Here is a 23561-nt window from a genome sequence, read left to right on the forward strand (position 1 = left end):
GCTACTCGCCGGTGCCGAGAGTTGCAGCAAATACCGAGGGGCCCTCGGGAATTGACGCCTGTTGAGTTTGTGTAAGACCGGCAATGCCAAGGCATTGAAGGCAACGGACAGCGAAGCAGGAACCTGGAAGGCGACAACCAGGGAATCCCCTTCCTTTCCGCCTCAGGCGGCAGCTTCCTAAGAAGCTGAGGGAGGGAAGGAGGTCAATTGTAACGGGCGATCCAGCGCGTTAGCCAAATCCACAACGCGGCTCCAAGAATTAACAGCCCACCCACACCAAGCGCCTGTGGATAGGTGTACATGCCTTCGCCTTCCAGCAGAAAACGCAGCACCAGAAAAATCATCACAATATGGAAAATAAACGCTTTGAGCGCGTCGCTCCCTACCATCGTTAATGGCCGTAGCGCCTTGGCTGCCGTAGCTCCACCAGCGAGTGCAGCGCCTAAAATAACCAGCGCGCCGCCCACGCTGTACAGCGTGAATTTCAGCCCAGGCGGGTGCTTGCCGTCGTTATTCGCCACCGCCAGCATCGCAGCAGAAACATCGCCTTCGGCAAAGGCCAAGCCATAGAACGCGGCGACCATGACAGCCCCTACGCCCACCAGCGCCAGCACCAGCTTTCGCCGCAGCGCCGTATCAAAATAGCAGCGCAGCAAGGCTTCACCGATCAGCAGGCCCGCCAAGATCAACGGCGCGCGGCTGAGCTGACCCCAGGTGTAATGGTCTTCATGGTCCACCAGCAGCGCTTTTAAGGTGTCATTACCGCCAAAACTCAACCCCTGCAGCCAAGCAGAGAACGCGGTTAAGCCAATAATAAGCGCACACCGACCCCAGAGAGGCGTTCGCGCCCATAGCGGCAGTACCAATGGTACCCACAGCAGGGCAATGGCATAAAAACCGAGGATTTCTACCCAAATCGCAAAGCGCTGATAAAGCAGTGCATCAACAATATCGCCTGGGGCGTAATAGGGCAGCATCTCGACGACCGTCAACGCCTTGTACCAAAACCACACTTCAACCGCGCGCACCCATAGTTTTAGCCGCCGTTTTGGCCACGCCTCTGTTTGGGTAGACGCTAAAAAGGCCACGGCTAGCGCAATCCCGAAGACCAGGATGAACAGGGAAGAAGAGAACTTAGTGAGAAAATGGACGGGCACCATGCCCCAATCGGGCACGTTGCGTATTCCAATCAGCCCACTCACCATATGGCTGAGAATCATCAGCCCAATCGCTATACCACGGGCGAGATCAATCGCATCTATACGCCCTTCCGCACGGGGCAGGCGTGGCACTTCTTCCCAGGTAAACACGTTAGCAACGTCCTTGTAGGGTATTCGTGTTAGTGAAACATTGCTTTTACCATAGCCTATTTGCCTAGTGGGCTATTGCGCTTGATTAAACGCAGCCGATTATCAAGGGCTTATTTTAACCCTCGATAACTGCTGGTATCTTTTGATGACTATTCACCGTATCGAGAAAATAAATGTCTACCCAACAAGCATCCACGTTTCGTTTAGTTACCCGCAGCGATTTTGATGGTTTGGTATGCGGTGCCCTGCTCAAGCACTTAGGCCTTATTGACGACATCACCTTCGTTCACCCGAAGGACATGCAGGATGGCAAGATTGCTATTGATGCCAACGACATCACCACCAACCTGCCCTACGTGCCCGGCTGCCACCTAGCGTTCGACCACCACCTAAGCGAGACCGTGCGCAACGTTGAGCGTGCCGACAACCACATCATCAATGCAGACGCCCCTTCCGCTGCCCGCGTAGTGTGGGAGTACTACGGCGGCCACGAGGCCTTCCCCGCACGCTGGGACGATATGATGGAAGCCGTCGATAAAGGCGACTCTGCCCAATTCAACAAAGACGAAATTCTCAACCCGCAGGGCTGGGTACTGCTCAACTTCATCATGGACGCCCGCACGGGCCTGGGCCGCTTCCGCGACTTCCGCATCTCCAACTATCAGTTGATGATGAAGCTGATCGATTACTGCCGCGAGCACACCATCGATGAAATCCTCGCCCTTGACGATGTGCATGAGCGCACCACGCTTTACCGTGAGCATGAGCAGTTAGCAAAGGAGCAAATTGAGCGCTGCGCAACCGTGCACGGCAATGCGGTGGTTCTGGATCTACGCAACGAAGAGACCATCTACGCCACCAACCGCTTCGTAATCTACGCCATGTACCCCGACTGCAATATCTCGATTCACGTGATGTGGGGGCTCAAGCAGCAAAACACCGTGCTGGCGATTGGTAAATCGATCCTCAACCGCTCCAGTCACACCAACGTGGGCGAGCTGTGCCTAAGCTACGGCGGCGGCGGCCATCTGAATGCGGGCACTTGCCAAGTTGATAATGAACAGGCAGGAAATGCGTTGGCGGAGATTGTTGAGCGGATTAGGGCGGATGGGTAAGGCGACGGCTTACTCTCCTTAACCCCGTTCCTTCACGCACACGACAAGGAGAGCAGCGATGCACGGCGACTCGGCAGCCCTCAAGGTACTGCAGGAGGTCTTTGGCTACGACCACTTTCGTGGCCCACAGCAGGCCATCATTGAGCATGTGATGGCCGGAGGCGATGCGTTGGTGCTGATGCCCACCGGCGGCGGTAAATCGCTGTGCTATCAGATCCCTGCGCTGCTACGTGAAGGCACCGCGATTGTGGTCTCGCCGCTCATCGCGCTGATGCAGGATCAGGTGGCCGCGCTGATTCAGAACGGGGTGCGCGCCGCCTACCTGAACTCCAGCCTCGAGATGCATGAGGCGATGGATGTGGAGAACCGCCTGCGGGCGGGCGAGCTGGATCTTTTATACGTTGCGCCCGAACGGCTAGCCACGGCACGCATGCAGATGCTGCTGGAGCAAACGCGCATTGCGCTGTTCGCCATCGATGAAGCCCACTGCGTTTCCCAGTGGGGCCACGATTTCCGCCCCGAATATCGCCAGCTCTCCCACCTGCATCAGCGCTTTCCTAACGTGCCGCGCATCGCGCTCACCGCCACCGCAGACGTGCCTACTCGGCACGACATCATGGAGCACCTGCAGCTTCAAGAAGCCGCGCTCTACAACAACGGCTTTGATCGGCCCAACATTCGCTACCATATCGCTGAAAATCAGGGCAATGCCAAAGAGCAGCTGCTGAGTTTCATCCGTGAGCATCACGACGGCGAGGCGGGCATTGTGTACTGTCTTTCTCGCCGCAAGGTGGAGGAAACCGCCGCTTGGCTGGCTCGCCAGGGGTTGACCGCGCTGCCCTACCACGCCGGGCTGCCCGCCGAGCAGCGCCAGCAGCACCAAACCCGCTTTCTGCGCGAAGACGGCGTGGTGATCGTCGCCACCATCGCTTTCGGCATGGGCATCGACAAACCGGACGTGCGCTTTGTGGCACACCTCAACCTGCCCAAAAGCATCGAAGCCTACTATCAGGAAACCGGCCGCGCCGGACGCGACGGGCTGCCCGCCGACGCCTGGATGGCCTACGGGCTTCAGGACGTGATCACTCTGCGCCAGATGCAGCAGGATTCCGGTGCCGCCGACCAACAAAAGCGCATCGAGCAGCAAAAGCTCGACGCCATGCTGGGGCTCTGCGAGATCATTAGCTGCCGCCGTCAGGCGCTGCTCCACTACTTCGGCGATTCATTAGACGAACCCTGCGGAAACTGCGATAACTGCCTCACCCCGCCTGACACCTGGGAGGCCACGGTGGCTGCGCAGAAGGCGCTGTCGTGTGTCTACCGCACCGAACAGCGCTTCGGCGTGACGTATCTGGTGGATGTGCTGCTGGGCAAACGTAACGAACGTATCAGCCGCTTCGGTCATGACAGTTTGAGTACGTTCGGCATTGGCAAAGAGCTCACCGCCAGCGAGTGGAAAGCGCTCTTTCGCCAGCTAATCGCCAGCGGCTATTTGAGCGTGGATATGGAGGGCCATGGCGGTATCAAGCTCACCGCCAACGCCAAGCCCATACTGCGCGGCGAGCAAAGTCTCACCCTGCGCAAACCCAGCAAGCCCGCGCGACGCAGCAGTAAAGGCGCCTCCGCTGCCAAGGGCCACGGCGCGCTGTGGGAAGCGCTGCGCCAGCATCGCAAGGCGCTTGCCGACGCCCAGGGCGTACCCGCCTATGTGATTTTCAACGACGCCACCCTGGCCGAGCTGGTAGAGCAAAAGCCGCAAACGCTGCAGGCGCTGGGCACCATCTCGGGCATCGGCGCACGCAAGCTGGAGGATTATGGCGAAGGCTTTCTAGCGGTGATTCTGGCGCACCCTGATGAGCCTGCCGCTAGCGCCCCTGTAGGCAACAGCGCTCTTGAATCTGCCGCGCTACTGCGCCAAGGGCTAACGCCGGAACAGGTCGCAGAGCAGCGCGGGCTGGCCGCCAATACCGTGTACCGCCATTTGAGCGATGCCATTCAAGGCAGCGAACTGGCACTGGAAGAGGTGGTCAATCTGGACCCAGCGACCCTTGCGCAGATTCGCACGGCGTTTGAGCAGTTTCCCGGCCAGGGGTTGAAAGTGGTATTCGAATCGCTGCAAGGCCGTATTGATTACCCGGTTCTACACTGCGTTCGGGCGTCCATGGCTGCCAAGAGTTAGCGCCATCCCTGCAGATGCTCGCCCCGTGCAATCGCCGCTGAGTCAAACACGCCGGTATCCAGAATCCAGGCGGTGACTAGCTTGGCGGGCGTCACGTCGAAGGCTGGGTTCCACACCGGGGCATCGCTCGGTGCCCACACCACCTCGCCAAACGCGCCTGCGGCTCCGCGCACCTCCGCGCCATCGCGCTGTTCAATGGGAATCGTCGCGCCGGTCGCGCAGGCGGGGTCGACCGTGGTGTAAGGAGCGACCACATAGAACGGCACCTGATGGTAGTGTGCCGCCACCGCCAGCATGTAGGTGCCCACTTTGTTGGCAAAGTCACCGTTGGCGCAGATACGATCCGCGCCGACCATCACTTTATCTACCTTGCCCGCTGCCATTAAGCTGGCCGCCATGCTGTCGGTGATTAGCTGGTAGGGAATGCCTAAATCGGCCATTTCCCACGCGGTTAAACGCCCACCCTGGAGCAGCGGACGGGTTTCATCCACGTAGACATGCAGATCTATGCCGCGTTGTTTGGCGATGGCCAACGCGCCAATCGCGGTGCCCACACCGGCCGTGGCCAGCGCACCGGTGTTGCAGTGGGTCAGCACGCGGTTGCCGGATGCCAGCAAGTCAGCGCCCCGCTCGGCCATGCGTTGGCACAGCGCGCGGTCCTCTTCAAACAGCGCTTTGGCTCGTTCGGCCAGGGCGTCAGCGCCCTGGGCAAAACAGGCTTCCATTGCGTCCAGGCAGTACATCAGGTTCACTGCCGTGGGGCGCGTCGCCCGTAAGCGGTCGCTGACGGCTTGCCACTCGGATTCGGGATGACGAGCGGCGTACTGGGCCAAGACAAAGGCGGCGCTCAAACCAATCAGCGGCGCGCCACGAATAGCGAGGTGTTTAACCGCGTGCTGCCACGCCTCGGGAGAGTCGCAGCGCACCCACTCTTCGGCCTGGGGTAGCCGGGTTTGGTCCAAATACTCAAGCGAGTCGGCATACACCCGTAAACTGCGTGACTGTAAATTGACCATGAGGGGCTCCTTGATAATGGGGCAAGCGGCACGGCTTATCAGGCGCGAAGCTTATCATATAGAATGGCCGCCACTAGACGAGGCGATGCTGACCCGATGAACACCTTACACACCGAACTGCTGGACGCCATCTCCTGGGCGGCGCAGCAAGGCTGGACTCCCGCCACCGGCGGCAACTTTTCTGCGCGTACCGAGGCGGGCTATTTAGTCACCGCCTCCGGGCGGGATAAAACCCGTATCCAGGCGGATGACCTGCTGCTGTGCGACCTGGAAGGCCGCGTGCTGGAAGGCAACGGCAAACCCAGCGCCGAAAGTGACCTACACGCCGCGCTGTACCGGCTAGACCCAAGCATTCACTGCGTGCTGCACACCCATACCGTCGCCAGCACCGTGCTATCGCGGCGCTTTCCCGAAGGCATTGAGCTGAGCGGCTTCGAGATGCAAAAGGCGCTGGCGGGTAACGTGACGCATGATGCGACGATTCTTTTGCCGGTGGTGCCCAACTCCCAGGATATGGAGGAGTTAGCCGAGCACGTTCGCCAGGGCTGGCCGATGCCCTGGGGCTTTCTGGTCGCGGGCCACGGTATTTACGCCGTGGGCGACAGCATTGCCAGTTGCCGTCGTCACCTGGAAGCAATCGAATTCTTACTTGCCTGTGTACTGGAAGAGAGCCGGTGGACCCAATGAGTCAATCAACTGTTCGCGCCATCGTGACCGATATCGAAGGTACCACCACCGATATCAACTTCGTTCACAAAGTGCTGTTCCCCTATGCCTACGCCAAGCTGCCTGACTTTCTGCGCGAAAACGCAGATGCACCCGCGGTGGCCGAGCAGATCGACGCCGTGCGCCATAACATGCAGGACGCCGACGCCACGCTGGAAGCGGTCATTGCTACGCTGTTGCACTGGATCGATACCGACCAGAAAGTGACGCCACTCAAAGCCCTGCAGGGCATGGTGTGGGCTGACGGCTACCAGCGCGGCGACTTCACCGGCCATTTATACGCGGATGTCGCTCCAGCGCTGCGCCAGTGGCAGGCCGCAGGCGTGGCGCTGTATGTGTACTCGTCAGGCTCTGTGCAGGCGCAGAAACTGCTGTTTGGCTACAGTGACGAGGGTGATTTGACCCCGCTGTTCAGCGGCTACTTCGACACGCACATTGGCCATAAGCGCGAGGCCGTGGCCTATCAGCGCATTGTCGAGGCGCTCGATCTACCTGCAGAGTCGATACTGTTCCTGTCGGATGTGGTCGAAGAGCTGGATGCGGCCAAGCAGGCGGGTATGCACACCTTACAGCTCGTGCGCGAAGGCACCCAGGCGGGCACTGCACACTCCTGTGTCGACAGCTTTGCTGATATTGCCCTTTAACGGCTACGTTCACCCCTTACCTCTTAGGAGCGTCTTTATGTCCCAACTGAAAGTCTTTGCCGATCAACATCCTAATGATGCGCTGCTGGACACCACGGACGGCGAACAAATTGCCGCTGAGCTGAACCGGGTAGGCGTTCTATTTGAGCGCTGGGCAGCGCCGGGCGAGATTGCCGACGATGCCAACCAGGAGGAGATTCTGGCGCTCTATCAGGAGGACATCGACCGGGTCAAAGCCAAAGGCGGCTACCAAACCGTCGACGTGCTGCACATGGTGCCCACCCACCCAGACAAAGAGGCGATGCGTCAGAAGTTCTTGAACGAGCACCGCCACCATGAAGACGAAGTGCGCTTCTTCGTGAAGGGCCAGGGGCTGTTCTGCCTGCACATCGACGACAAGGTGTATCAGGTGCTCTGCACCCGTAACGACCTGATCAGCGTGCCTGCCAATACCCCGCACTGGTTCGATATGGGCCCCGAGCCGGAATTCACCGCGCTGCGCTTCTTCGACAACGTAGAAGGCTGGGTGCCCCACTGGACCGAAAGCGACATCGCCGGGAAGTTTGATCGTTTGGATCAGCTTTAACGTGTGAAGGCGGCTATCGCCGCCCTCGCGGGTGCCTCATTGGCTCGTACCTCGCAAGATTCGTTACGCCGCGCTACATGGCTTCGCCGAACTCCAGGAGGGGCATTCGTAGCGCGGCGTAAGCGGAGCGCACCCGCGAAGCACCGCAAAGCGGTGCCGAAGGTGCCACCTAAAGTGCTTACAACACTGATTTCTGATTGTATGCCTTGGCTAACGCCACCAGCGCATTGAGATCACAATAAGCTTTCGGCTCCATGATTAGCGCTTGGCCCATCAGCACGTTGCGTGCTTCCAGTTTGGCGCGTAAGGCGGTGTCTTCGATCTCTTCGAAGTCAGCGTTGTGGGCAAGCGACAGCACGCGGCGGTGCATTTCGATACCGCAGTAGGCCAGCGCATCTTCACGGATCTCTTCCAGCAGCGCGTCGCAGGCGTCGTCGGCGCTGTTGCCCTGCTCTTCAAACAGCGCTCTGGGGAACAGAATGCCGGTGCGTTCGGTTTGCCAGAGGTGGCGAAACTCCTCATCGAAGCGGGTAAAGCAATCGGTGATCACTTCTAAAATCCACGCTTGATAGGCGTCCAGGTCACCTCCTTGGCGGTGGGCGGGCTGGCTAAAGTAGGCCATGAAGAAGTTGGCTACCGCCATGCCCAAGTCGAACGCCATCGGGCCGTACTGGGAAAATTCAGGGTCGATGACGCGCACGCTGGTGTCGGTGGCCATGATGGAGCCGGAGTGCAAATCGCCGTGCAGCATGGTCTCGGTATTGGCGGTGAACTTCATCAGCAGCCGCTGCACCTTGGCTTTCAGGCGCGCGTTGCGGCGCAGCTCGTCCACCACGGGCGATAGCTCGGGCGTGTGGCGGTTCATCTCCGCGCCGTAGTAGGGGTCGGTAAACACCAAGGATTCGGTGATCGCCGGAATCGCCACGTTGCCGGAGAACAGCCCGACATCGGCTTTCTTATCCGGGCTTGCCATGGAGAGCTCAGAGCCGCGAAACGCCGTGCGCGCACAAAACTCCCCCAGAGTAGCGCCCAGCTCCGCCACGCGTTCGCCGCTGATCAGCTTGCGCCGCAAAATCACATGGGGGTGCAGATACTCCATCACGATCAATGCCTGGGGCTTATCGAAGTAGTACACCTCGGGGGCCACACCGGGCGCCCGCGTGGCCTGACGCACCAGCGCGTAATATTCGAAGTGGGCGCGATAGAGCGGCAGCGGCCAGCTCTCACCTACCATGCGCACATAGGGCAGTGCCTGCTTGACCACCACGCTGCCGGTGCTGCCCGTCACGATAAACACCAAGTTGAGGTTGCCGTCGCCCACTTCACGGATGTGCCACTCGGCGGGGTTACCACCCACGCGGCTGGCAACGGCCTTCACACCGCCTAGCCGTTGGCCAAGGGTATCCACTCCCAACGCTTGATAAGTCTGCTCGTTTGCCACCGATGATTCCTCACACAAAATGGATGTGTGTTTGTCATACCCCGGCAACGTTGTCAATTCAGTGCAGCATGATGGGGGCGCTACACCACTGGCTGCATCACCTTTTAAAATGCATTTCGCTCAGTGCGTTTCTACACACCTTCTCTAAGACCTATCCCAGTAAGGCATATCGCCGATGATGTGCTCTAAATAACTCATGAAGACCGATACCTTCGATGAGCGCAGGCGATTTTCAGGATAAATGGCGTAGATGTTGTCCAGATAGCCATCTTCAGACGCTTCCCACTGCGTCAGTAACGGCACCAACGTTTGCTGGCGCAGTGGCTCGAAGAGTAGCCACGAGGGAAACATCACTACGCCCTGCCCCGCCATCGCTGCTTCCACCAAGCTTTCGGCATTGTTAGCGACCAAATTCCCCGATAACGCGTAGCGCACCGCCCGTGATGTGTGGGGTTCCTGGAAGTACCATAGCTGCGTTCCCTTACTGCCTCTATACAGCAGGCAGTTATGCTGGCTGAGCGCCCCTGGCGAAGCAGGCTCGCCGTGCGCCGCTAGATACGCTGGCGACGCGCAGACGATAAAACGCTGCCGGGCGATACTGCGGGCCACCAAACTGGAATCCGCGAGTGCCCCCACGCGAATCACCACGTCGGCCCCCTCTTGCACCGGGTCGATAAAACGATCTTCCAGCGTTAAATCCACCTGAATGTCCGGGTATTGCTGCTGAAACCGCGCCAAGTGCGGAGCAATATGGCGCCGCCCAAACGCCACGGGCGCATTGATACGCAGCACGCCCTGAGGATGCTGCGCGCCGCCCATCACTTGCTCGGTGGCTAGCTCCAACCGCGCCAGCGCATCGCGCACTTCGTGAAAATAGCGCTCGCCTGCTTCGGTCAGCCGTACCGCTCGGGTGTGACGATAGAGCAGTCGCTGGCCCAGCGACTGCTCCAGGCTAGCGATGTGCCGAGAAGCAGATGAGGTAGGCAACCCGTAGTAACGCGCCGCTTCCGAGAAACTGCCGCTGGCGGCCACGCGCACAAACAGGCGCAGCGCCAAGAGACGAATCGAGTTGTCCAAAACACAATAGTCCTTTGCCTTTTTAGCGCATTGTAGCAATAAGCCTTCCTCTTTAGAGTGCTGCCTCTTCATAAGAGGGGAGCAACACATGCAACACGCACTGATTCTGGTGGGCGTACTGATCGCCGGTATGGGCCTGTCGGTGGAAGCGGGACTGTTAGGGCCACTTGGCGAGCAGGTGGGTCACCTTTCCGCCACGCTCTCCATTTTTATGGTAGGGGCGCTGCTGCTATCACTGGCGCTACTGTTTTCGCCCAAGCGCCAGTTGGGCGCGCTGTTCAAACAGCCGCGCTGGCTGTTAACCGGCGGTGTGTTAGGGCCGATTTACGTCATTATTTTAACGTTGGCCACCCCGCTGGTGGGCGTCGGCATGACCATGGTGGGCATTTTGTGCGGCCAAGTAGCGGCCAGCTTAGCTATTGACCATTTTGGCTGGCTCGGCAGCGAACGTCGCCAAGTGGATGGCTACCGTTTAGGGGCTCTTGCCATGATCCTTGCCGCGCTTTGGTTGATGTAACAGGAGAGACACCATGCTTTTACCCATCGTATTTGCCCTACTGCTAGCAGGCGGCGCGGTCCTGGCCGCTCAATCCTCCATTAACGGCCGTTTAGGTGCTCACACCGGCGTGCTGGAAAGTGCGTGGCTAACGTTTGCCGTGGGTGCCGTACTGACCTTTTTGCTGATGTTCTTTTTTGAGCCTTCCCACGAGGCGACTCTGTTTAGCGTGCCCAAGTGGCAGCTGACCGGCGCGCTGTTTGGGGTGGTGTATATGCTGGCGATTGTGTTTGCAGTGCCCCGTGTCGGAACCGCTGCTGCAACCGTCGCGGTGATTTCTGGCCAGCTGTTGATGAGCTTATTGATCGATCACTTTGGCTGGCTCAATAACGCTGAACGCGCGCTGGATGGGTCACGCTATCTGGCCATGGTGCTCTTGCTGTTGGCTATTGTATTGATCTACCTAAGCCATCAGCAGCGTCTCCGTTCAGCACGTACAGCGCGTTAACTACCGTTTTATTCGCGCCCTCTTTTTACACTGTTTGCCAAAGGAGTTCCTATGACACGCCCAACCACCGCCCCTCATCACGACTTAACCTTCACCATGGGGCGTGAGGAACTGGTGATTCACCGCCGCTACGAAGTGCTCAGTATTCTCAACGATTTTATGCTGGGGCTGTGGTTTGCCATTGGCAGCGTCTGCTTCTTTTATGACGGCACCGTCAAAACCATCGGCGTTTGGCTCTTCGTGATTGGCAGCCTGCAACTGCTGATGCGCCCAGCCATCCGCCTGCACCGCTACATCTATTTCAAGCGGCTGCCGGACGAGCAGCACGATGCCTAACCTCCGCTCATAAAGCGCACGCCCTGGGCGGCTAACGGGCTTCTTAAACGATCGGGCTGACCTGCCTACAGGGGGATTTTTAAGCGCTTGCCAAGCTTGCACGGCGCTGCCAAACCATCACCACCAAAGGCACTATCGAGACGGGAATCAGTACTAGGTTCAGCGTCGCCCACCCCAAGCCGTTCACCAGAGGCCCGGCAGCCAATGCCGTCATCGCAGCGGTGCCAAACACGAAAAACTCGTTGGCCGCCTGGGTACGCGCTTTATTGGCTGGGCTGTAACACTCGGTGAGCAGCCCAGTGGCGGGCAGAAAGGTGAAATTCCAGCCTAAGCCCAGCAATACCAGCGCCACATTGAATCCCGTCAAACCGATATCCCATTGGGCAACCAACGCGCTTGCCACTAACAGCAAGCAGCCCGCCACAATCACTTGCCTAGCGCCGAAGCGAGCGGCCAAGCGGCCCGTAAAGAAGGAGGGCAGAAACATCGCCACGACATGCCACTGAATGGTCATTGAGACGTGGTGAAAGTGGTGCCCTGCGCTCTCCATGGCCAATGGCGTGGCCGTCATCGCTAGGTTCATCACCCCGTACCCCACCATCGCGGCACTCACCGCCACCATAAACCCTGGCTGGCGGAGTATCTTACCCAGCTGCAGTGGCGTGCCTTCGCTGTGGGTTCGAGATGCGGACGGTAACCGGATCATTATCAATACGATTAAGGCAAGTAAGTAGAGGGCAGCCAGCCCTATAAAGCTACCTAGAAACGGCACCTCGCCCAGCTCACGGCTTGCCCTTGCCAGCCACGGCCCAGCAAAGGCCGCTAGCACGCCGCCGCCCATCACCAACCCAATCGCTCGGTCGCGCATCGGCGCTGGCGCGGCCTCTACCGCCGCAAAGCGGTATAGCTGACCAAATACAATACCCACACCGATCAGCCACGTCGCTAACAAAAACAGTCCAAACTGCTCGCCGATCAGCGCCTGCGCGGCTACCAGTGCACCCACCAGCCCAACGATGTTGCCCAGCATGAAGCCCCGCTTACGACCCAGCCTCGCCATGATCAGCGAAGCGGGAATGGTTGCACACATCAGGCCGAGCCATTGGGTAGCCACCGGAGCCGTCGACCAGAAGGCGCTTGGCGCTAACGACGCGCCAATCAGCGGCGAGATACCAATCAGCAGCACATTGCCAGTCACCAACAGCGCTTGGCAAAGTGATAAGAGAGTGACGGTTATGGGCATGAGATGCTCCCCTGAAAAGCAGCGGCTTGAGAAGAGGCAAAGCGCTGGCGATATACCGAAGGGGAGACGCCGTAGTAGCGCTGGAATTGGCGACGCAGCTGTTCTGCACCGCCCAGCCGCCAGCGCTGTGCCAGACGCTCAAGGGAGAGTGGCTCCCGCTCATGAAGCAGCGCCAGTCGGGCTTGTTCCAGGCGAAGCTGCGTCAAATAAGCGCCTGGCGTGGTGTTTAAATGCCGTTTAAACAGCCGCGTCAGGTGGCGTGTGGAGACCGCCATCTGTGCGGCCATACTCTCCAAGCCAACGTCTTCGCCCGGATCGGCATGGAGCCGGTCCAACAAACGTCGCAGCGGCCCCGCCGCCTGCTGACGGCGCAATATTTCACTGAACTGCGACTGACCACCGGGACGCTGTAAAAACACCACCAGCTCACGGGCCACCTGACCCGCCAGCCCAGCACCATGGTCCGCTTCTACCAGGGATAGCGCCAAATCAATCCCGGCGGTCACCCCAGCACTGGTGTAACGGCCATGGCTTTCGATATAGAGCGCATCAGGCTCAACGAACAGCGCCGGATACTCATCCGCCAATTGGTCCGCATGCCGCCAGTGGGTCGTCACGCGACAGCCATCCAGCAGGCCCGCCTCAGCCAGCAAAAACGCCCCAGAGCAAATGGAACCAAGGCGCCTGACGTCAGGCGCTATCTCACACAGCACTTGCTTTACGGCCGCGACCTCTCGCTGCTGCATCACCCCGCTGCCGCCTGACACCAACAGCGTATCCAGCGGCCGTAACTCATGAAGTTGGCGGTAAGAATGAGTGGCGTGCACTGCCAACCCACCGTTAGAGACGACTGGACCAATAGCATCAGCGACCAGCGTTAATTGATACAGCGGCTGAGGGCTTAACGCATTCGCGCTAGCAAAGACCTGCCAAGGTCCGCTGACATCGAGCAGTTGGCAGTCGGGGTAGGCAAGCAGGGCAATATGGCGTGTCACTGTCTCTCTCCAACAAAAAGGATGGAACTAGAGAGAGTGTCAGCGCTGCGCCCCATGTCGGCAAGGACCATTACCCCACCGATAAAGACATGAATATCGTGCTCTTACGGGCAGTAAAAAGTCATCCCGTGCGCTCCATCGGCGCTTCCATACGGCGCACGCTGGCAACGAAGTCGCTAAAGCGCTCGCCTTGAATCAACACGTGGTCGCAGAGCGCCTGTTGGGCCTGGGCGGCGTCGCCCTGCTCGATGGCGTCGACGATCGTTTGGTGCTCGTGGAGCGAGTTGTGCATGCGCTGGCGGACCTGCAGCTGTAAGCGGCGGTAAGGCTTTAAGCGCTGCTTGAGCTGGCGGGCTTCGCTGGCTAAAAACGTGTTGTGGCTGGCGGTGTAGATACAGTCATGGAAGGCTTCGTTCTCGTAGTAGTACTCATCGGTATCGCCCGCCAGAGCGGCGGCTTCGCAACGCTTGTGTGCGGCCTTGAGCGCCGCCAGCTCTGGCTCGCTGATGCGCCGCGCGGCCAAACGGCCACACATCCCCTCAAGCTCTGCCATCACTTCAAACATTTCGATTAACTGATCGATACCCACCTTCGCAACGAACGTGCCTTTCTTCGGCGAGACCGTGACCAGACCGCTGGCCACCAATTGTTGAAACGCCTCACGCACTGGGGTGCGCGATACATTGAACTCTTGGCCAAGGGCTTCCGGGTCTAGCCGCTCGCCGGGGGCGCGCCGCCCGTTGATGATGTCATCCTCTAAAGAATCCCTTAGCCGCTGTGCGTTGGAACGCTTCGTATCCGCCATGACTGACCTCCTTCGGTAACGCCGCAGGCTATGACATAAATATGGCATAAATTTGACATTAGCATACATAACCGCTATTGAAATATATATCAGCTCGCCTGATAAACACACAAAGCTAATCCAAACACACAACAACAACTGTTGGAGACGCCATATGAAACGCTTCTTACTGCCCACCGCTGCGGCCCTAGGCCTCGCTATTGCAGCCTCCCACGCCAATGCGGACACCGTCCTACGCGCTTCGCACCAGTTCCCAGGGGGCCAAGGCGATATTCGCGATGAAATGGTGCAGATGATGGCACGCCACGTCGCCGATGCGGATGTCGGTTTAACCATCGAAGTCTACCCAGGCCAGTCGCTATTCAAAGCGCGCGAACAGTGGGGCGCCATCGCCCGCGGCCGTCTGGACATCACCTCGCTGCCGCTGGATTATGCCAGCGGTCGCCACCCGGAATTTTCGGCCACGCTGATGCCGGGCTTGGTGCGTAACCAGGCCCACGCCCAGCGGCTGAACGACTCCGAGTACATGACGATGATTAAAGACGTCATCATCGAAGGCGGGGCACGCGTGCTAGCGGATGCTTGGCTATCGGGTGGTTTCGCCTCTAGCGAGCAGTGTATTACCTCACCGGAAACCGTCGAGGGCCAGGCTTTCCGTGCAGCGGGGCCAGCCTTTGAGGAGATGCTAGAGGCCGCCGGCGCGCCTATTGCGTCGATGCCCTCTTCCGATATCTATGCCGCCATGCAAACCGGCGTGCTGGACGCCGCCAACACCTCGTCGATGTCCTTTATTTCTTACCGCCTTTACGAGCAGGTGGAGTGTCTGACGGAACCCGGCGACTACGCATTGTGGTTTATGTACGAGCCGGTCCTGATCTCCGAGCAGGTGTGGCAAGGGCTTAACGAAGCGCAACAGACAGCGCTGATGGAAGCCGGTGAAGCCGCAGAAGCCTTCTTTGCCGAAGAGGCTGCCGCCATCGATCAGGAGATGATCGATATTTACGAGGAGAACGGCGTCGAGGTGGTCAGTATGAGCGAGGATGACTACAACGCCTGGCTAGAGATTGCCCGCGAAACCTCCTACAAAAACTTTGCCGATAACGTTCCCAACGGTCAGGCCATCATCGACGCGGCGCTTGCCGTCGAGTAAGGCGCGCCTCCATTGACCGTGCTGGCCACTCGCTGAGTGGCCACGTTTGTCCGCTGCTTGCTGAGCTTGACGAGGGAACTATGGCAACTTCAACCACTCACCCCCCTGCCGTACGCAGCGGGGTCATCGGCGGCTATATCCGTTTGATGGATATGCTGTCGCGCGCATCGGCTTATCTCGCCTGCGCCATGTTCGTGGCAGGCGTTTTGGTGATCTGCCAAATGGTCTTTATCCGCTACGCCTTGGGCATGAGCACAAGCTGGCAGACCGAATTCACGATTTTCTCCGTGACCGGGGCCATGCTGATGGGTAGCCCCTACGTACTGATGACCGGTGGCCATGTGGCGATCACCATCGTACCGGACGCCCTCGGCGGCCTAGCGCAAAAAGCCATGTACTTAGTGGCATCGCTGTTTGGCCTGCTCTTTTGCGCGGCGTTGGCCTACGCCTCTTGGGTGTATGTCTTTGAAGCGCTGCACGGCGAATGGACCACTGGCTCGGTGTGGAACCCACCGCTATGGCCCGCCATTCTGCCCATGGCCGTGGGGGCCACGCTGCTCTCGCTGCAGTACGTGGCTGAAATTATGCGCGGGGAGGGCTAATCATGGATCCCATTACGCTTGGCATTATCGTGGCCATTGGTTTAATCGTGCTGATGGCGATTGGTACCCCGATTGCGTTCGCACTCGGCGGTGTGTCACTGCTGGCGCTGCTGTACGACCGGGGCCTGCCGGAACTTACCTACTTTGGCGAAACGTTTTTTGATCGCATCGCGGAATTTGGCTTCGTGGCCATCCCGATGTTTATTTTGATGGGCGCGGCAGTGGCCTCCTCCCCCACCGGGCGCGATCTTTACCGCTCGCTAGACCTGTGGATGGGCCGCCTGCCCGGCGGCCTGGCAGTCTCTAATATCGGTGCCTGCTCTATTTTCGCTGCGCTCTCGGGTTCCTCCCCGGCCACCTGCGCCGCCATCGGCAAAATGGGCATTCCTGAAATGCGCACCCGTGGCTACCCAGATGGCGTGGCGGCGGGCTGTATCGCGGCGGGCGGCACGCTGGGGATTTTGATTCCACCCTCGGTCACCATGATTATCTACGGCATCTCGACCGAAACCTCGATTGGACGATTGTTTATTGCCGGGGTGATGCCGGGCTTTATGCTCGCGGGCCTGTTTATGATCTGGACCATGATCGCCTGCAAGATGGCCGGGGGTTACAACAACCCGCTGGCGGCCTCTGCTGAAAAGCTGAAGGAGAACATCAAGCAGAACGTCGATAGCAACATGAAGGCGCTGGTGCGGGTGCTGCCCTTCTTGGGTGTGGCCGCGGGTATTCTATTTGCCCTTTACGGCGGGCGACCCCGTCGGAAGCCGCAGGCGTGGGGGCGTTTCTCTGCTTGGCGCTGGCGATTTTGATTTACCGCATGTGGCAGCTTGGCCCCATCAAGCTGATCATGCGCGACTCGCTGCGGGAAAGCGTGATGATCATGCTGGTGATCGCCACTGCCGAGGTGTTCGCTTACGCGCTCTCGTCGATGTTTATCACCCAAACCGTGGCCGCGGCCATTGCCGATTTAGAAGTGAATCGCTGGGTGCTGATGGGCGTCATCAACCTGTTCTTATTAGTGGCAGGATTTTTCCTCCCCCCTGTTGCCGTCATCGTGATGACCGCGCCGATTCTGCTGCCGATTATTTTAGCGGCGGACTTCGACCCCTACTGGTTCGCGGTCATTTTGACCATCAACTTGGAAATTGGCCTGATCACGCCGCCAGTGGGGCTTAACCTGTTCATTATTAAAGGCATCGCACCCGATATCTCGCTGCGGGATATTCTGATGGGCAGCTTGCCCTATGCGCTGTGCATGGTGCTGGGCATTCTGCTGCTCTGCCTGTTTCCGGGGATTGCACTATGGCTACCGAACCTGATCATGGGTTAAAGGGGGACGCATCATGAACATGACCTTTCTCCAAGAGATGTTTAACAGCATCACCCAGCGGGACGCGCTGTTGCGGCGCAAGCACCCGGAAACGCTGACGCCCGACCATCATCAGCTGGTCAAGGCCTGCCAAGCGCTGCTGGCCAGTGACGGCGAAGCCTCCAGCATTGCGCTAGCCAGCCGCGCACTGGCGATTTACCAGCGGCTGTCGGAAGGGGAAAAACGCCAGTTTTTTCAGCGCCTGGCCGACAACTTTGCCGCGGAACCCCAGCAGATTGATAGCGCCTACCAAGCCTATCAACAGGCCCGCGACAACCACACGCTGCAGGCGCTGTTTGAAGCCTGTGAGCCGCGTCGCCAGGAGCTGTTTAGGCGTTTGAACCTCGCCACTGACGGCACTTACGACTTGGTTAAAATGCGTGAGGATCTGCTGCAGCTGCTGCGCGAGGAGCCCAACTTAGCGCCCATCGATGATGACTTTGCGCACCTGTTTGGCTCCTGGTTTAACCGCGGCTTTTTGATGCTCAAGCGGATCGACTGGAACACGCCTGCTTCTATCCTGGAAAAAATCATCCGCTATGAAGCGGTGCATGAAATTCAGGACTGGAACGACCTGCGGCGGCGCTTGGATGCTAGGGATCGCCGCTGTTTCGCGTTTTTTCACCCCGCGATTGGCGACGAGCCGCTGATTTTCGTGGAGGTCGCACTCCACAAAGGGCTACCCAGCCGTATTCAACCCATTTTGGCAGGCGTTGAGGATGGCTTGGCGGACCCAGATGATGCCGATACCGCCGCCTTCTTCGGTATCAGCAACTGCCAAACCGGGCTGCGCGGCATTTCATTTGGCAACTTCCTCATCAAGCAGGTGGTGCAGGAACTCAGCCAGGAGCTGCCCCAGCTCAAGCACTTCGTCACCCTCTCGCCGGTGCCCGGTTTTGCCCAGTGGCTGGAAGAGCAGCAGCAAAATACCCAGTGGCCCGACACGATTCGCGAAGCGCTGGACGCACTAGCGACGCCCAACTGGCAGCAGGACAAAGCCCGCGAAGAGCGACTCAAAACCGCCATTCGACCGCTCGCTGCCCACTACTTGGTCGATCAGAAGAACCGCCATGGCCTGCCGCTGAACCCGGTGGCCCGCTTCCACTTGGGCAACGGTGCCGAGCTGCATCGCATCAACTGGCTGGGGGATGTGTCTGCCAAAGGGATGAAGCAAGCGGCAGGGCTGATGGTGAACTACCTCTACGTGCTCGACGATATCGAGCGCAATCACGAAAACTATACCGCAAAGGCCACCGTTGCCTGTTCAAGCGAGGTGCGCGACCTGGCTCGCCGCGCCCGCAAGCTGGCCAAGGGAGAGACCACCAAATGAACCACAACTTATTTGATACCTTTGCCGCGCGCATGCGCGAGCGTGGCAACGCCCCCTTTATCACCACCCGCGAGGGCCGCCACTACCGCTACCAAGACGCGCTCAGCGCCAGCGCCCAGCTTGCCGGGGCACTGACCTCGCTAGGCGTGAACGTAGGCGACCGCGTGGCGGTGCAGGTGGATAAAAGCCCGGAAGCCATTTTGCTCTACCTCGCCTGCCTGCGTATCGGCGGCGTCTATTTACCGCTCAATACCGGCTACACCGGCGATGAGATCCGCTATTTCTTGAAAGACGCCGAGCCCGCGCTGTTCGTGTGCAGGCCTTCGGACGTCGACACCGCCCGCGCCATTGCCCGCGATACCGGCTGCCCGGCGGTCGAAACCTTAGGCACTGATGCCGATGGCAGCTTAATGGAGAAAGCGCAGCAAAGTGACCCCAGAAACGACATCGTCACGCTGGGCGAGCGAGATTTAGCGGCGATTCTATACACCTCGGGCACGACAGGCCGCTCAAAAGGCGCGATGCTGACCCATCGCAACCTCGCCTCTAACGCGGAAACGCTGGTCTCGTCTTGGCACTTTAGCGCTGAAGATCGGCTGATCCACGCGCTGCCTATTTTTCATACCCACGGGCTGTTCGTGGCGTGCAACGTCACGCTGATGGCAGGCGCCAGCATGTGTTTTCTGCCTAAATTCGATGCCGATGTGATTTTCGATGAGCTGCCCAACGGCAGCGTGATGATGGGCGTACCGACGTTCTATACCCGACTGGTTCAAGACCCGCGCCTCACCCCCGAGGTCACCGCCCATATGCGGCTGTTCGTCTCGGGCTCGGCACCGCTCACCGCAGAAACCCACGAAGCCTTCGAGGCCAAAACCGGCCACGCCATTCTTGAGCGCTATGGCATGACCGAAACCAATATGAATATCTCCAACCCCTACACCGGCGCACGCCGGGCAGGCACCGTAGGCATGCCGCTGCCGGGCGTCGAGATGCGCATTACCAGCCGAGAAACGGGTGAAGAAGTGGCGCAGGGTGAGATTGGTATGCTGCAGATTCGCGGCCCCAACGTCTTCATTGGTTACTGGCGCATGCCGGAAAAGACCCGTGAAGAGCTGCTGGACGATGGTTTTTTCATCACCGGCGATCTCGCCATGGTCGATGAGCAAGGCTACGTGCATATCGTCGGTCGGGATAAAGATCTGGTGATTTCCGGCGGGTATAACGTCTACCCCAAAGAGGTCGAGCAGGTGATTGATGAGCTGCCTCAGGTGGCGGAGTCTGCCGTGATTGGCCTGCCCCACCCCGACTTCGGCGAAGGCGTCACTGCCGTGGTGGTGCCCCAGCCAGGGGAGCAGGTGGATGAAGCCGCCATTCTGAATCATCTCGCGGGGCGGCTGGCCAAGTACAAACAGCCGAAGCGGGTCTTCTTTGTCGATTCGCTGCCGCGCAACACCATGGGCAAAGTGCAAAAGAACGAGCTGCGCAAACGCTTCGACACCACCTACCACGCCGCTTAGCCGATTCGTTAAAAATTCCCCACCCAAAACAGCCACGCCCCGCAAAACGGGGCGTGGCTGTTTTTTCTCGAATGCTGCTTTTAAACGCTGGCGTAATTAGGCTCTGCCGGAAAAGTCGGCGAGCGAATGCCAATTGTCAGGCAGAGCCTAGCCGCCTGCAAATGAGGCGTACATAATCACCACCAAAACCACCAGCACGATACCGGTGGGCACCGCGCCTTTCCACGGGGTGAGGTCGACATCACCGGAGTCTTCCTGCACCCAGTCCGTAGCGCGGGGGCGCAGCTTACCGATCACCAGCATCACCGCCACCAGCAGCACAAACACCGCAGCGACGAAGTGGAACTCGTGCATCACCATGGGCAGCTTGTTGAACGGCGGCACGAAGTAGCCCGCCGCAATCAGCAAACAGCCGCCGACCAGCGCTACTTTCGCGGCCATGGGCGGCACGCGTTTTGTCAGCAGGCCCACCAACACCACGGCAAGAATCGGGATGAAGTAGATCGCGTTCATCTTCTGCAGGTAGCCAAACAGGCTGTCCTGGCCCGCCAGCAGCGGCGCAATAATCATGGTGGTAATCGCCATAATCCAGCCAAACACCTTGCCGGATTTCACCACCTGCTCTTCCGTGGCGTCCTTTTTCAGCACGCCTTTGTAGATCCCCAGGCTGAAGATCGTTGTGGTGCTGTTCAGCGCGGAGTTAAACGAGGAGAGAATCGCCCCGACCATCACCGCCGCAAAGAAGCCGGTCAAGTAGGGCGGCAGCACGTTAAATACCAGGTGGCCATATGCCTCGTCCGCGCGGATGCCCTGGTCGGCATACAGGTGGTAGGCGATGATGCCGGGCAGCACCAGATACAGCGGCCCCAATAGCTTCAGAAAGCCCGTCAGCAGGACGCCCTTCTGGCCTTCGGCCAGGTTCTTGGCGGCAAAGGTGCGCTGGATGATTTGCTGGTTGGTGGTCCAGTAGAAGAGGTGAAGCAGCAGCACGCCGGTAAAGATGGTTGAAAACGGTACCTGCTGCTCCGGGCCGCCCATGGAGTTGAATTTGCTGGGGTCGCTCTCTTTCAGGATATTCCAGCCTTCCATCACGCCGGTGCCGCCGCTCACCGCCTGCAGGCCAAAGTAAACGATCACGAAGCCGCCAATCAGCAGGCCTACCCCGTTGAGGGTGTCCGATACCGCTACGGTGCGCAGGCCGCCAAACAGCGCGTAGACCGCACCAATCAGGCCCACCGCCCATACCGTCGCCCAGAGCAGCGCGGTGTTGGATTCAATGCCGGTCAGGCCCTGTAAGTCCAGCATGCCCTGAAGGCCAATGGCCCCGGAGTAGAGGATGATCGGCAGCAGCACCACCGCGTAAGCAATCAGGAAGATAACGTTGGCAATCAGCTGTGTGCCTTTATCAAAGCGAATCGCCAGCAGTTGCGGCAGCGTGGCGATGCCGCTTTTCAGAAAGCGCGGCAGGAAGAACAGCGCCAACGCCACCAGCGCAATCACGGCGATCACTTCCCAGGCCATGACGCTTAAACCATCGGTAAACGCGGACCCGTTCAGCCCCACCATCTGCTCGGTGGAGAGGTTGGTCATCAGCATGGACGCCGCGATCAGCGGAAAGGTCAGCGTGCGGCCTGCCAGGAAATATCCGCTGGTACTGCGGTGGTCATCACGCCGCGTGATGCGCCATGTGACAAAGGCCACCAGGCCCGTAAAAAACAGAAACGATGCCAGGGTTAGGGCATGCATGGGGGAAGTCCTTCAAAGCGGTCGCGTCTGAAGCGGTGCCCAACAGGGGCACGAAGAGCGGTATCAAGCGATACGACACGGTGAGTTTAGGTAAAAATACCAAGCATCGCGGGATTTTAAGCAGGTGACACGATTCATCTATTAGCCTTTAGTCGCAACAAAAGTCAGAAAATAGGTTTTTTTACTACTTCCCAAGCGGCTCGACGAAAGGCGGTGGATGATTGCCGCTCTCCGGCTAAGCTATGTCACAATGCTGACTGTTGACTGACCACACGTCATTAACCACAAGGATGCGCACCGCCATGTTGCACTACCTACAGGGATTACCGTCTTTCTTTGCCTACCTGCTCGGCGCGCTCGCGCTGCTGGTGGCTTTTATGTACTGCTATAGCCGCCTAACCCCACACCACGAGTGGGCACTGATTCGAGCGGGCAATGCGGCGGCCGCCACCGCTTACGGCGGCTCTATTCTGGGTTTCACCCTGCCGCTCTACAGCGCCATGGCCCACTCCATTAGCTATATCGACTTCATTCTGTGGGGCGTGGTGGCCTTCGGCGTGCAGATCGCCACGTTCTTTGGCCTAAAACTATTTCTACGCCGCCAGGGCGAGAGCTTGTCTCAGCACATCACCGAAGGTCATCAAGCCTACGGCACGCTGGTGGGCAGCATCTCGATTGCCGTGGGCTTGATCAACGCGGCCTCAATGACCTGGTAACGGAGCGCACTCATGGAAAAGCAGACCCATCCCACTCACCTGCCCCGCCGTAAACGCAGCGCACGCCTCTCTTTGGCGATGATGGGAGCGAGTGCCTTCAGTTTGACCGCCTGCACCCAGCCCGCAGAGGACGAGCACCTCACCGATGTACGCTTCGACGAGCCCAAAAGCTATCAAGGCGTCGAAGAGTGCGTAGCCGCCAACGTGTACACCCGCAGCGCCTGCGAAGACGCTTACGAGGCCTCTCTAGAGTCCGTGCCGCGCTTCGACACCCTAGAAGCCTGTGAAGCCGAACACGGCGAAGGCGCCTGCGCAGCCCCCACCGACGAGCAGGCCCAGGCCGCAGGCGGCGGCAGTTGGTTCATGCCTGCCATGATGGGCTATATGGTCGGTAACATGCTGGCGAATACCAGCCGAGGGCGCTCGTTTGAGCGCGTGTATCAAGAGCCGGTCTATCGCAACCGCCAAAACCAGGGCAACTGGAACACCGCTACTAGCCAAGCTTCCCAGCGGGTCAATCAGCGTAACGAGGCCATGCGTAGCTCGGTGGTGCAAAACCGCCAAGCCACAACGCGGCGCGGCCTGGGCACCCGCTCGGCTTCCTGGGGATCCTAGCTTCTAGGAATATTAGCTGCTGGGAATCTTAGC

At 59.1% G+C, this 23561-nt stretch carries 22 protein-coding genes and 1 pseudogene; 15 read left to right on the forward strand and 8 right to left on the reverse strand.

Annotation, left to right across the window (positions count from 1 at the left end; genetic code table 11):
* Positions 1-203 precede the first annotated feature (203 nt).
* Positions 204-1310, reverse strand: coding sequence for a heparan-alpha-glucosaminide N-acetyltransferase domain-containing protein (locus ACIGG6_RS12435; RefSeq protein ID WP_399844766.1), 1107 nt, complete (start codon positions 1308-1310; stop codon positions 204-206).
* Between the two features lie 173 nt (positions 1311-1483).
* On the opposite strand from ACIGG6_RS12435, the gene ACIGG6_RS12440 reads away from it, so the two are divergent.
* Together ACIGG6_RS12440 and recQ are read left to right on the forward strand one after the other, a co-directional pair.
* The gene (locus ACIGG6_RS12440) at positions 1484-2425 is read left to right on the forward strand and encodes an exopolyphosphatase (RefSeq protein WP_399844767.1); all 942 of its coding nucleotides are present in this window, start codon (positions 1484-1486) and stop codon (positions 2423-2425) included.
* A gap of 58 nt (positions 2426-2483) precedes the next feature.
* On the forward strand, positions 2484-4604 hold the full coding sequence (gene recQ / locus ACIGG6_RS12445; RefSeq protein WP_399844769.1) for a DNA helicase RecQ: 2121 nt from the start codon (positions 2484-2486) through the stop codon (positions 4602-4604).
* On the opposite strand, the gene mtnA is transcribed toward recQ, so the two are convergent.
* On the reverse strand, positions 4601-5620 hold the full coding sequence (mtnA, locus tag ACIGG6_RS12450) for an S-methyl-5-thioribose-1-phosphate isomerase (protein WP_399844771.1): 1020 nt from the start codon (positions 5618-5620) through the stop codon (positions 4601-4603). The two genes, recQ and mtnA, sit on opposite strands and share 4 nt — an antisense overlap.
* 96 nt (positions 5621-5716) lie before the next feature.
* Between mtnA and mtnB the strand changes: the two genes are divergently transcribed.
* The 3 genes from mtnB to ACIGG6_RS12465 are packed head-to-tail and all read left to right on the forward strand — an operon-like array spanning position 5717 to position 7576.
* A complete protein-coding gene (mtnB, locus tag ACIGG6_RS12455) occupies positions 5717-6307 on the forward strand; it encodes a methylthioribulose 1-phosphate dehydratase (RefSeq protein ID WP_399844773.1) in 591 nt (196 codons plus the stop codon).
* Positions 6304-6990, forward strand: coding sequence for an acireductone synthase (mtnC, locus tag ACIGG6_RS12460; RefSeq protein ID WP_399844775.1), 687 nt, complete (start codon positions 6304-6306; stop codon positions 6988-6990). Before mtnB ends, mtnC begins: the two co-directional genes overlap by 4 nt.
* A 37-nt stretch (positions 6991-7027) precedes the next feature.
* Positions 7028-7576 (forward strand): 1,2-dihydroxy-3-keto-5-methylthiopentene dioxygenase, encoded by a 549-nt coding sequence (locus tag ACIGG6_RS12465; RefSeq protein ID WP_399844777.1) that lies wholly within the window; start codon positions 7028-7030, stop codon positions 7574-7576.
* A 178-nt stretch (positions 7577-7754) separates the two neighbouring features.
* Here the strand turns inward: ACIGG6_RS12465 and mtnK are convergent, their stop codons facing one another.
* A complete protein-coding gene (gene mtnK / locus ACIGG6_RS12470) occupies positions 7755-9017 on the reverse strand; it encodes an S-methyl-5-thioribose kinase (RefSeq protein ID WP_399844778.1) in 1263 nt (420 codons plus the stop codon).
* Positions 9018-9161: 144 nt separating this feature from the next.
* Positions 9162-10094, reverse strand: coding sequence for a LysR family transcriptional regulator (locus ACIGG6_RS12475; RefSeq protein ID WP_399844780.1), 933 nt, complete (start codon positions 10092-10094; stop codon positions 9162-9164).
* Positions 10095-10182: 88 nt separating this feature from the next.
* On the opposite strand from ACIGG6_RS12475, the gene ACIGG6_RS12480 reads away from it, so the two are divergent.
* Genes ACIGG6_RS12480 through ACIGG6_RS12490 form a run of 3 tightly spaced genes read left to right on the forward strand, consistent with a single transcriptional unit; the run spans position 10183 to position 11434 of the window.
* The gene (locus tag ACIGG6_RS12480; RefSeq protein WP_062360895.1) at positions 10183-10611 is read left to right on the forward strand and encodes a DMT family transporter; all 429 of its coding nucleotides are present in this window, start codon (positions 10183-10185) and stop codon (positions 10609-10611) included.
* A gap of 13 nt (positions 10612-10624) precedes the next feature.
* On the forward strand, positions 10625-11098 hold the full coding sequence (locus ACIGG6_RS12485; RefSeq protein WP_062360897.1) for a DMT family transporter: 474 nt from the start codon (positions 10625-10627) through the stop codon (positions 11096-11098).
* Positions 11099-11149: 51 nt separating this feature from the next.
* A complete protein-coding gene (locus tag ACIGG6_RS12490; RefSeq protein WP_062360899.1) occupies positions 11150-11434 on the forward strand; it encodes a YrhK family protein in 285 nt (94 codons plus the stop codon).
* Between the two features lie 79 nt (positions 11435-11513).
* On the opposite strand, the gene ACIGG6_RS12495 is transcribed toward ACIGG6_RS12490, so the two are convergent.
* The 3 genes from ACIGG6_RS12495 to ACIGG6_RS12505 form a co-directional block, all read right to left on the reverse strand.
* Complete coding sequence (locus ACIGG6_RS12495) at positions 11514-12677, reverse strand: MFS transporter (RefSeq protein ID WP_399844783.1); 1164 nt, start codon at positions 12675-12677, stop codon at positions 11514-11516.
* Positions 12668-13672 carry a GlxA family transcriptional regulator gene (locus ACIGG6_RS12500; protein WP_399844785.1) on the reverse strand — a complete coding sequence of 335 codons (1005 nt, stop codon included), beginning with the start codon at positions 13670-13672 and terminating at the stop codon, positions 12668-12670. Before ACIGG6_RS12500 ends, ACIGG6_RS12495 begins: the two co-directional genes overlap by 10 nt.
* Positions 13673-13793: 121 nt before the next feature.
* Positions 13794-14477, reverse strand: coding sequence for a GntR family transcriptional regulator (locus ACIGG6_RS12505; RefSeq protein ID WP_159343309.1), 684 nt, complete (start codon positions 14475-14477; stop codon positions 13794-13796).
* 154 nt (positions 14478-14631) lie between these two features.
* Here ACIGG6_RS12505 and dctP point away from each other — a divergent pair, with 154 nt between their 5' ends.
* From dctP to ACIGG6_RS12530, 5 genes and pseudogenes are all read left to right on the forward strand, one after another.
* Complete coding sequence (gene dctP, locus ACIGG6_RS12510) at positions 14632-15627, forward strand: TRAP transporter substrate-binding protein DctP (protein ID WP_399844787.1); 996 nt, start codon at positions 14632-14634, stop codon at positions 15625-15627.
* Between the two features lie 80 nt (positions 15628-15707).
* A complete protein-coding gene (locus ACIGG6_RS12515) occupies positions 15708-16229 on the forward strand; it encodes a TRAP transporter small permease subunit (RefSeq protein WP_399844789.1) in 522 nt (173 codons plus the stop codon).
* Between the two features lie 2 nt (positions 16230-16231).
* Positions 16232-17562, forward strand: a pseudogene (locus ACIGG6_RS12520) (TRAP transporter large permease).
* A 13-nt stretch (positions 17563-17575) separates the two neighbouring features.
* On the forward strand, positions 17576-18931 hold the full coding sequence (locus ACIGG6_RS12525; RefSeq protein WP_399844790.1) for a malonyl-CoA decarboxylase: 1356 nt from the start codon (positions 17576-17578) through the stop codon (positions 18929-18931).
* Complete coding sequence (locus ACIGG6_RS12530) at positions 18928-20451, forward strand: malonyl-CoA synthase (RefSeq protein ID WP_399844791.1); 1524 nt, start codon at positions 18928-18930, stop codon at positions 20449-20451. The genes ACIGG6_RS12525 and ACIGG6_RS12530 overlap by 4 nt, the downstream gene beginning before the upstream one ends.
* A gap of 147 nt (positions 20452-20598) precedes the next feature.
* Here ACIGG6_RS12530 and ACIGG6_RS12535 read toward each other — a convergent pair whose 3' ends face one another.
* Positions 20599-22197 carry a solute:sodium symporter family transporter gene (locus ACIGG6_RS12535; RefSeq protein WP_399844792.1) on the reverse strand — a complete coding sequence of 533 codons (1599 nt, stop codon included), beginning with the start codon at positions 22195-22197 and terminating at the stop codon, positions 20599-20601.
* 302 nt (positions 22198-22499) lie between these two features.
* Between ACIGG6_RS12535 and ACIGG6_RS12540 the strand changes: the two genes are divergently transcribed.
* Both ACIGG6_RS12540 and ACIGG6_RS12545 read left to right on the forward strand, forming a co-directional pair.
* Positions 22500-22913: a DUF350 domain-containing protein gene (locus ACIGG6_RS12540; RefSeq protein WP_044630035.1), complete on the forward strand. Its 414-nt coding sequence runs from the start codon at positions 22500-22502 to the stop codon at positions 22911-22913.
* Positions 22914-22925: 12 nt separating this feature from the next.
* Positions 22926-23528 (forward strand): DUF1190 domain-containing protein, encoded by a 603-nt coding sequence (locus ACIGG6_RS12545; RefSeq protein WP_399844794.1) that lies wholly within the window; start codon positions 22926-22928, stop codon positions 23526-23528.
* The last annotated feature ends 33 nt before the right edge of the window (positions 23529-23561 follow it).

This window comes from Vreelandella lionensis, from assembly GCF_044543515.1.
GTDB classification, from domain to species: Bacteria; Pseudomonadota; Gammaproteobacteria; order Pseudomonadales; family Halomonadaceae; genus Vreelandella; species Vreelandella lionensis.

Coding starts and splice junctions, on each gene's coding strand:
- ACIGG6_RS12490 (WP_062360899.1), top strand. CDS start 11,150: ATGACACGCCCAACCACCGCCCCTCATCACGACTTAACCTTCACCATG.
- mtnB (WP_399844773.1), top strand. CDS start 5,717: ATGAACACCTTACACACCGAACTGCTGGACGCCATCTCCTGGGCGGCG.
- ACIGG6_RS12515 (WP_399844789.1), top strand. CDS start 15,708: ATGGCAACTTCAACCACTCACCCCCCTGCCGTACGCAGCGGGGTCATC.
- mtnC (WP_399844775.1), top strand. CDS start 6,304: ATGAGTCAATCAACTGTTCGCGCCATCGTGACCGATATCGAAGGTACC.
- ACIGG6_RS12465 (WP_399844777.1), top strand. CDS start 7,028: ATGTCCCAACTGAAAGTCTTTGCCGATCAACATCCTAATGATGCGCTG.
- recQ (WP_399844769.1), top strand. CDS start 2,484: ATGCACGGCGACTCGGCAGCCCTCAAGGTACTGCAGGAGGTCTTTGGC.
- ACIGG6_RS12545 (WP_399844794.1), top strand. CDS start 22,926: ATGGAAAAGCAGACCCATCCCACTCACCTGCCCCGCCGTAAACGCAGC.
- mtnA (WP_399844771.1), bottom strand. CDS start 5,620: ATGGTCAATTTACAGTCACGCAGTTTACGGGTGTATGCCGACTCGCTT.
- ACIGG6_RS12530 (WP_399844791.1), top strand. CDS start 18,928: ATGAACCACAACTTATTTGATACCTTTGCCGCGCGCATGCGCGAGCGT.
- ACIGG6_RS12535 (WP_399844792.1), bottom strand. CDS start 22,197: ATGCATGCCCTAACCCTGGCATCGTTTCTGTTTTTTACGGGCCTGGTG.
- ACIGG6_RS12495 (WP_399844783.1), bottom strand. CDS start 12,677: ATGCCCATAACCGTCACTCTCTTATCACTTTGCCAAGCGCTGTTGGTG.
- ACIGG6_RS12505 (WP_159343309.1), bottom strand. CDS start 14,477: ATGGCGGATACGAAGCGTTCCAACGCACAGCGGCTAAGGGATTCTTTA.
- ACIGG6_RS12485 (WP_062360897.1), top strand. CDS start 10,625: ATGCTTTTACCCATCGTATTTGCCCTACTGCTAGCAGGCGGCGCGGTC.
- ACIGG6_RS12440 (WP_399844767.1), top strand. CDS start 1,484: ATGTCTACCCAACAAGCATCCACGTTTCGTTTAGTTACCCGCAGCGAT.
- dctP (WP_399844787.1), top strand. CDS start 14,632: ATGAAACGCTTCTTACTGCCCACCGCTGCGGCCCTAGGCCTCGCTATT.
- ACIGG6_RS12525 (WP_399844790.1), top strand. CDS start 17,576: ATGAACATGACCTTTCTCCAAGAGATGTTTAACAGCATCACCCAGCGG.
- ACIGG6_RS12480 (WP_062360895.1), top strand. CDS start 10,183: ATGCAACACGCACTGATTCTGGTGGGCGTACTGATCGCCGGTATGGGC.
- ACIGG6_RS12540 (WP_044630035.1), top strand. CDS start 22,500: ATGTTGCACTACCTACAGGGATTACCGTCTTTCTTTGCCTACCTGCTC.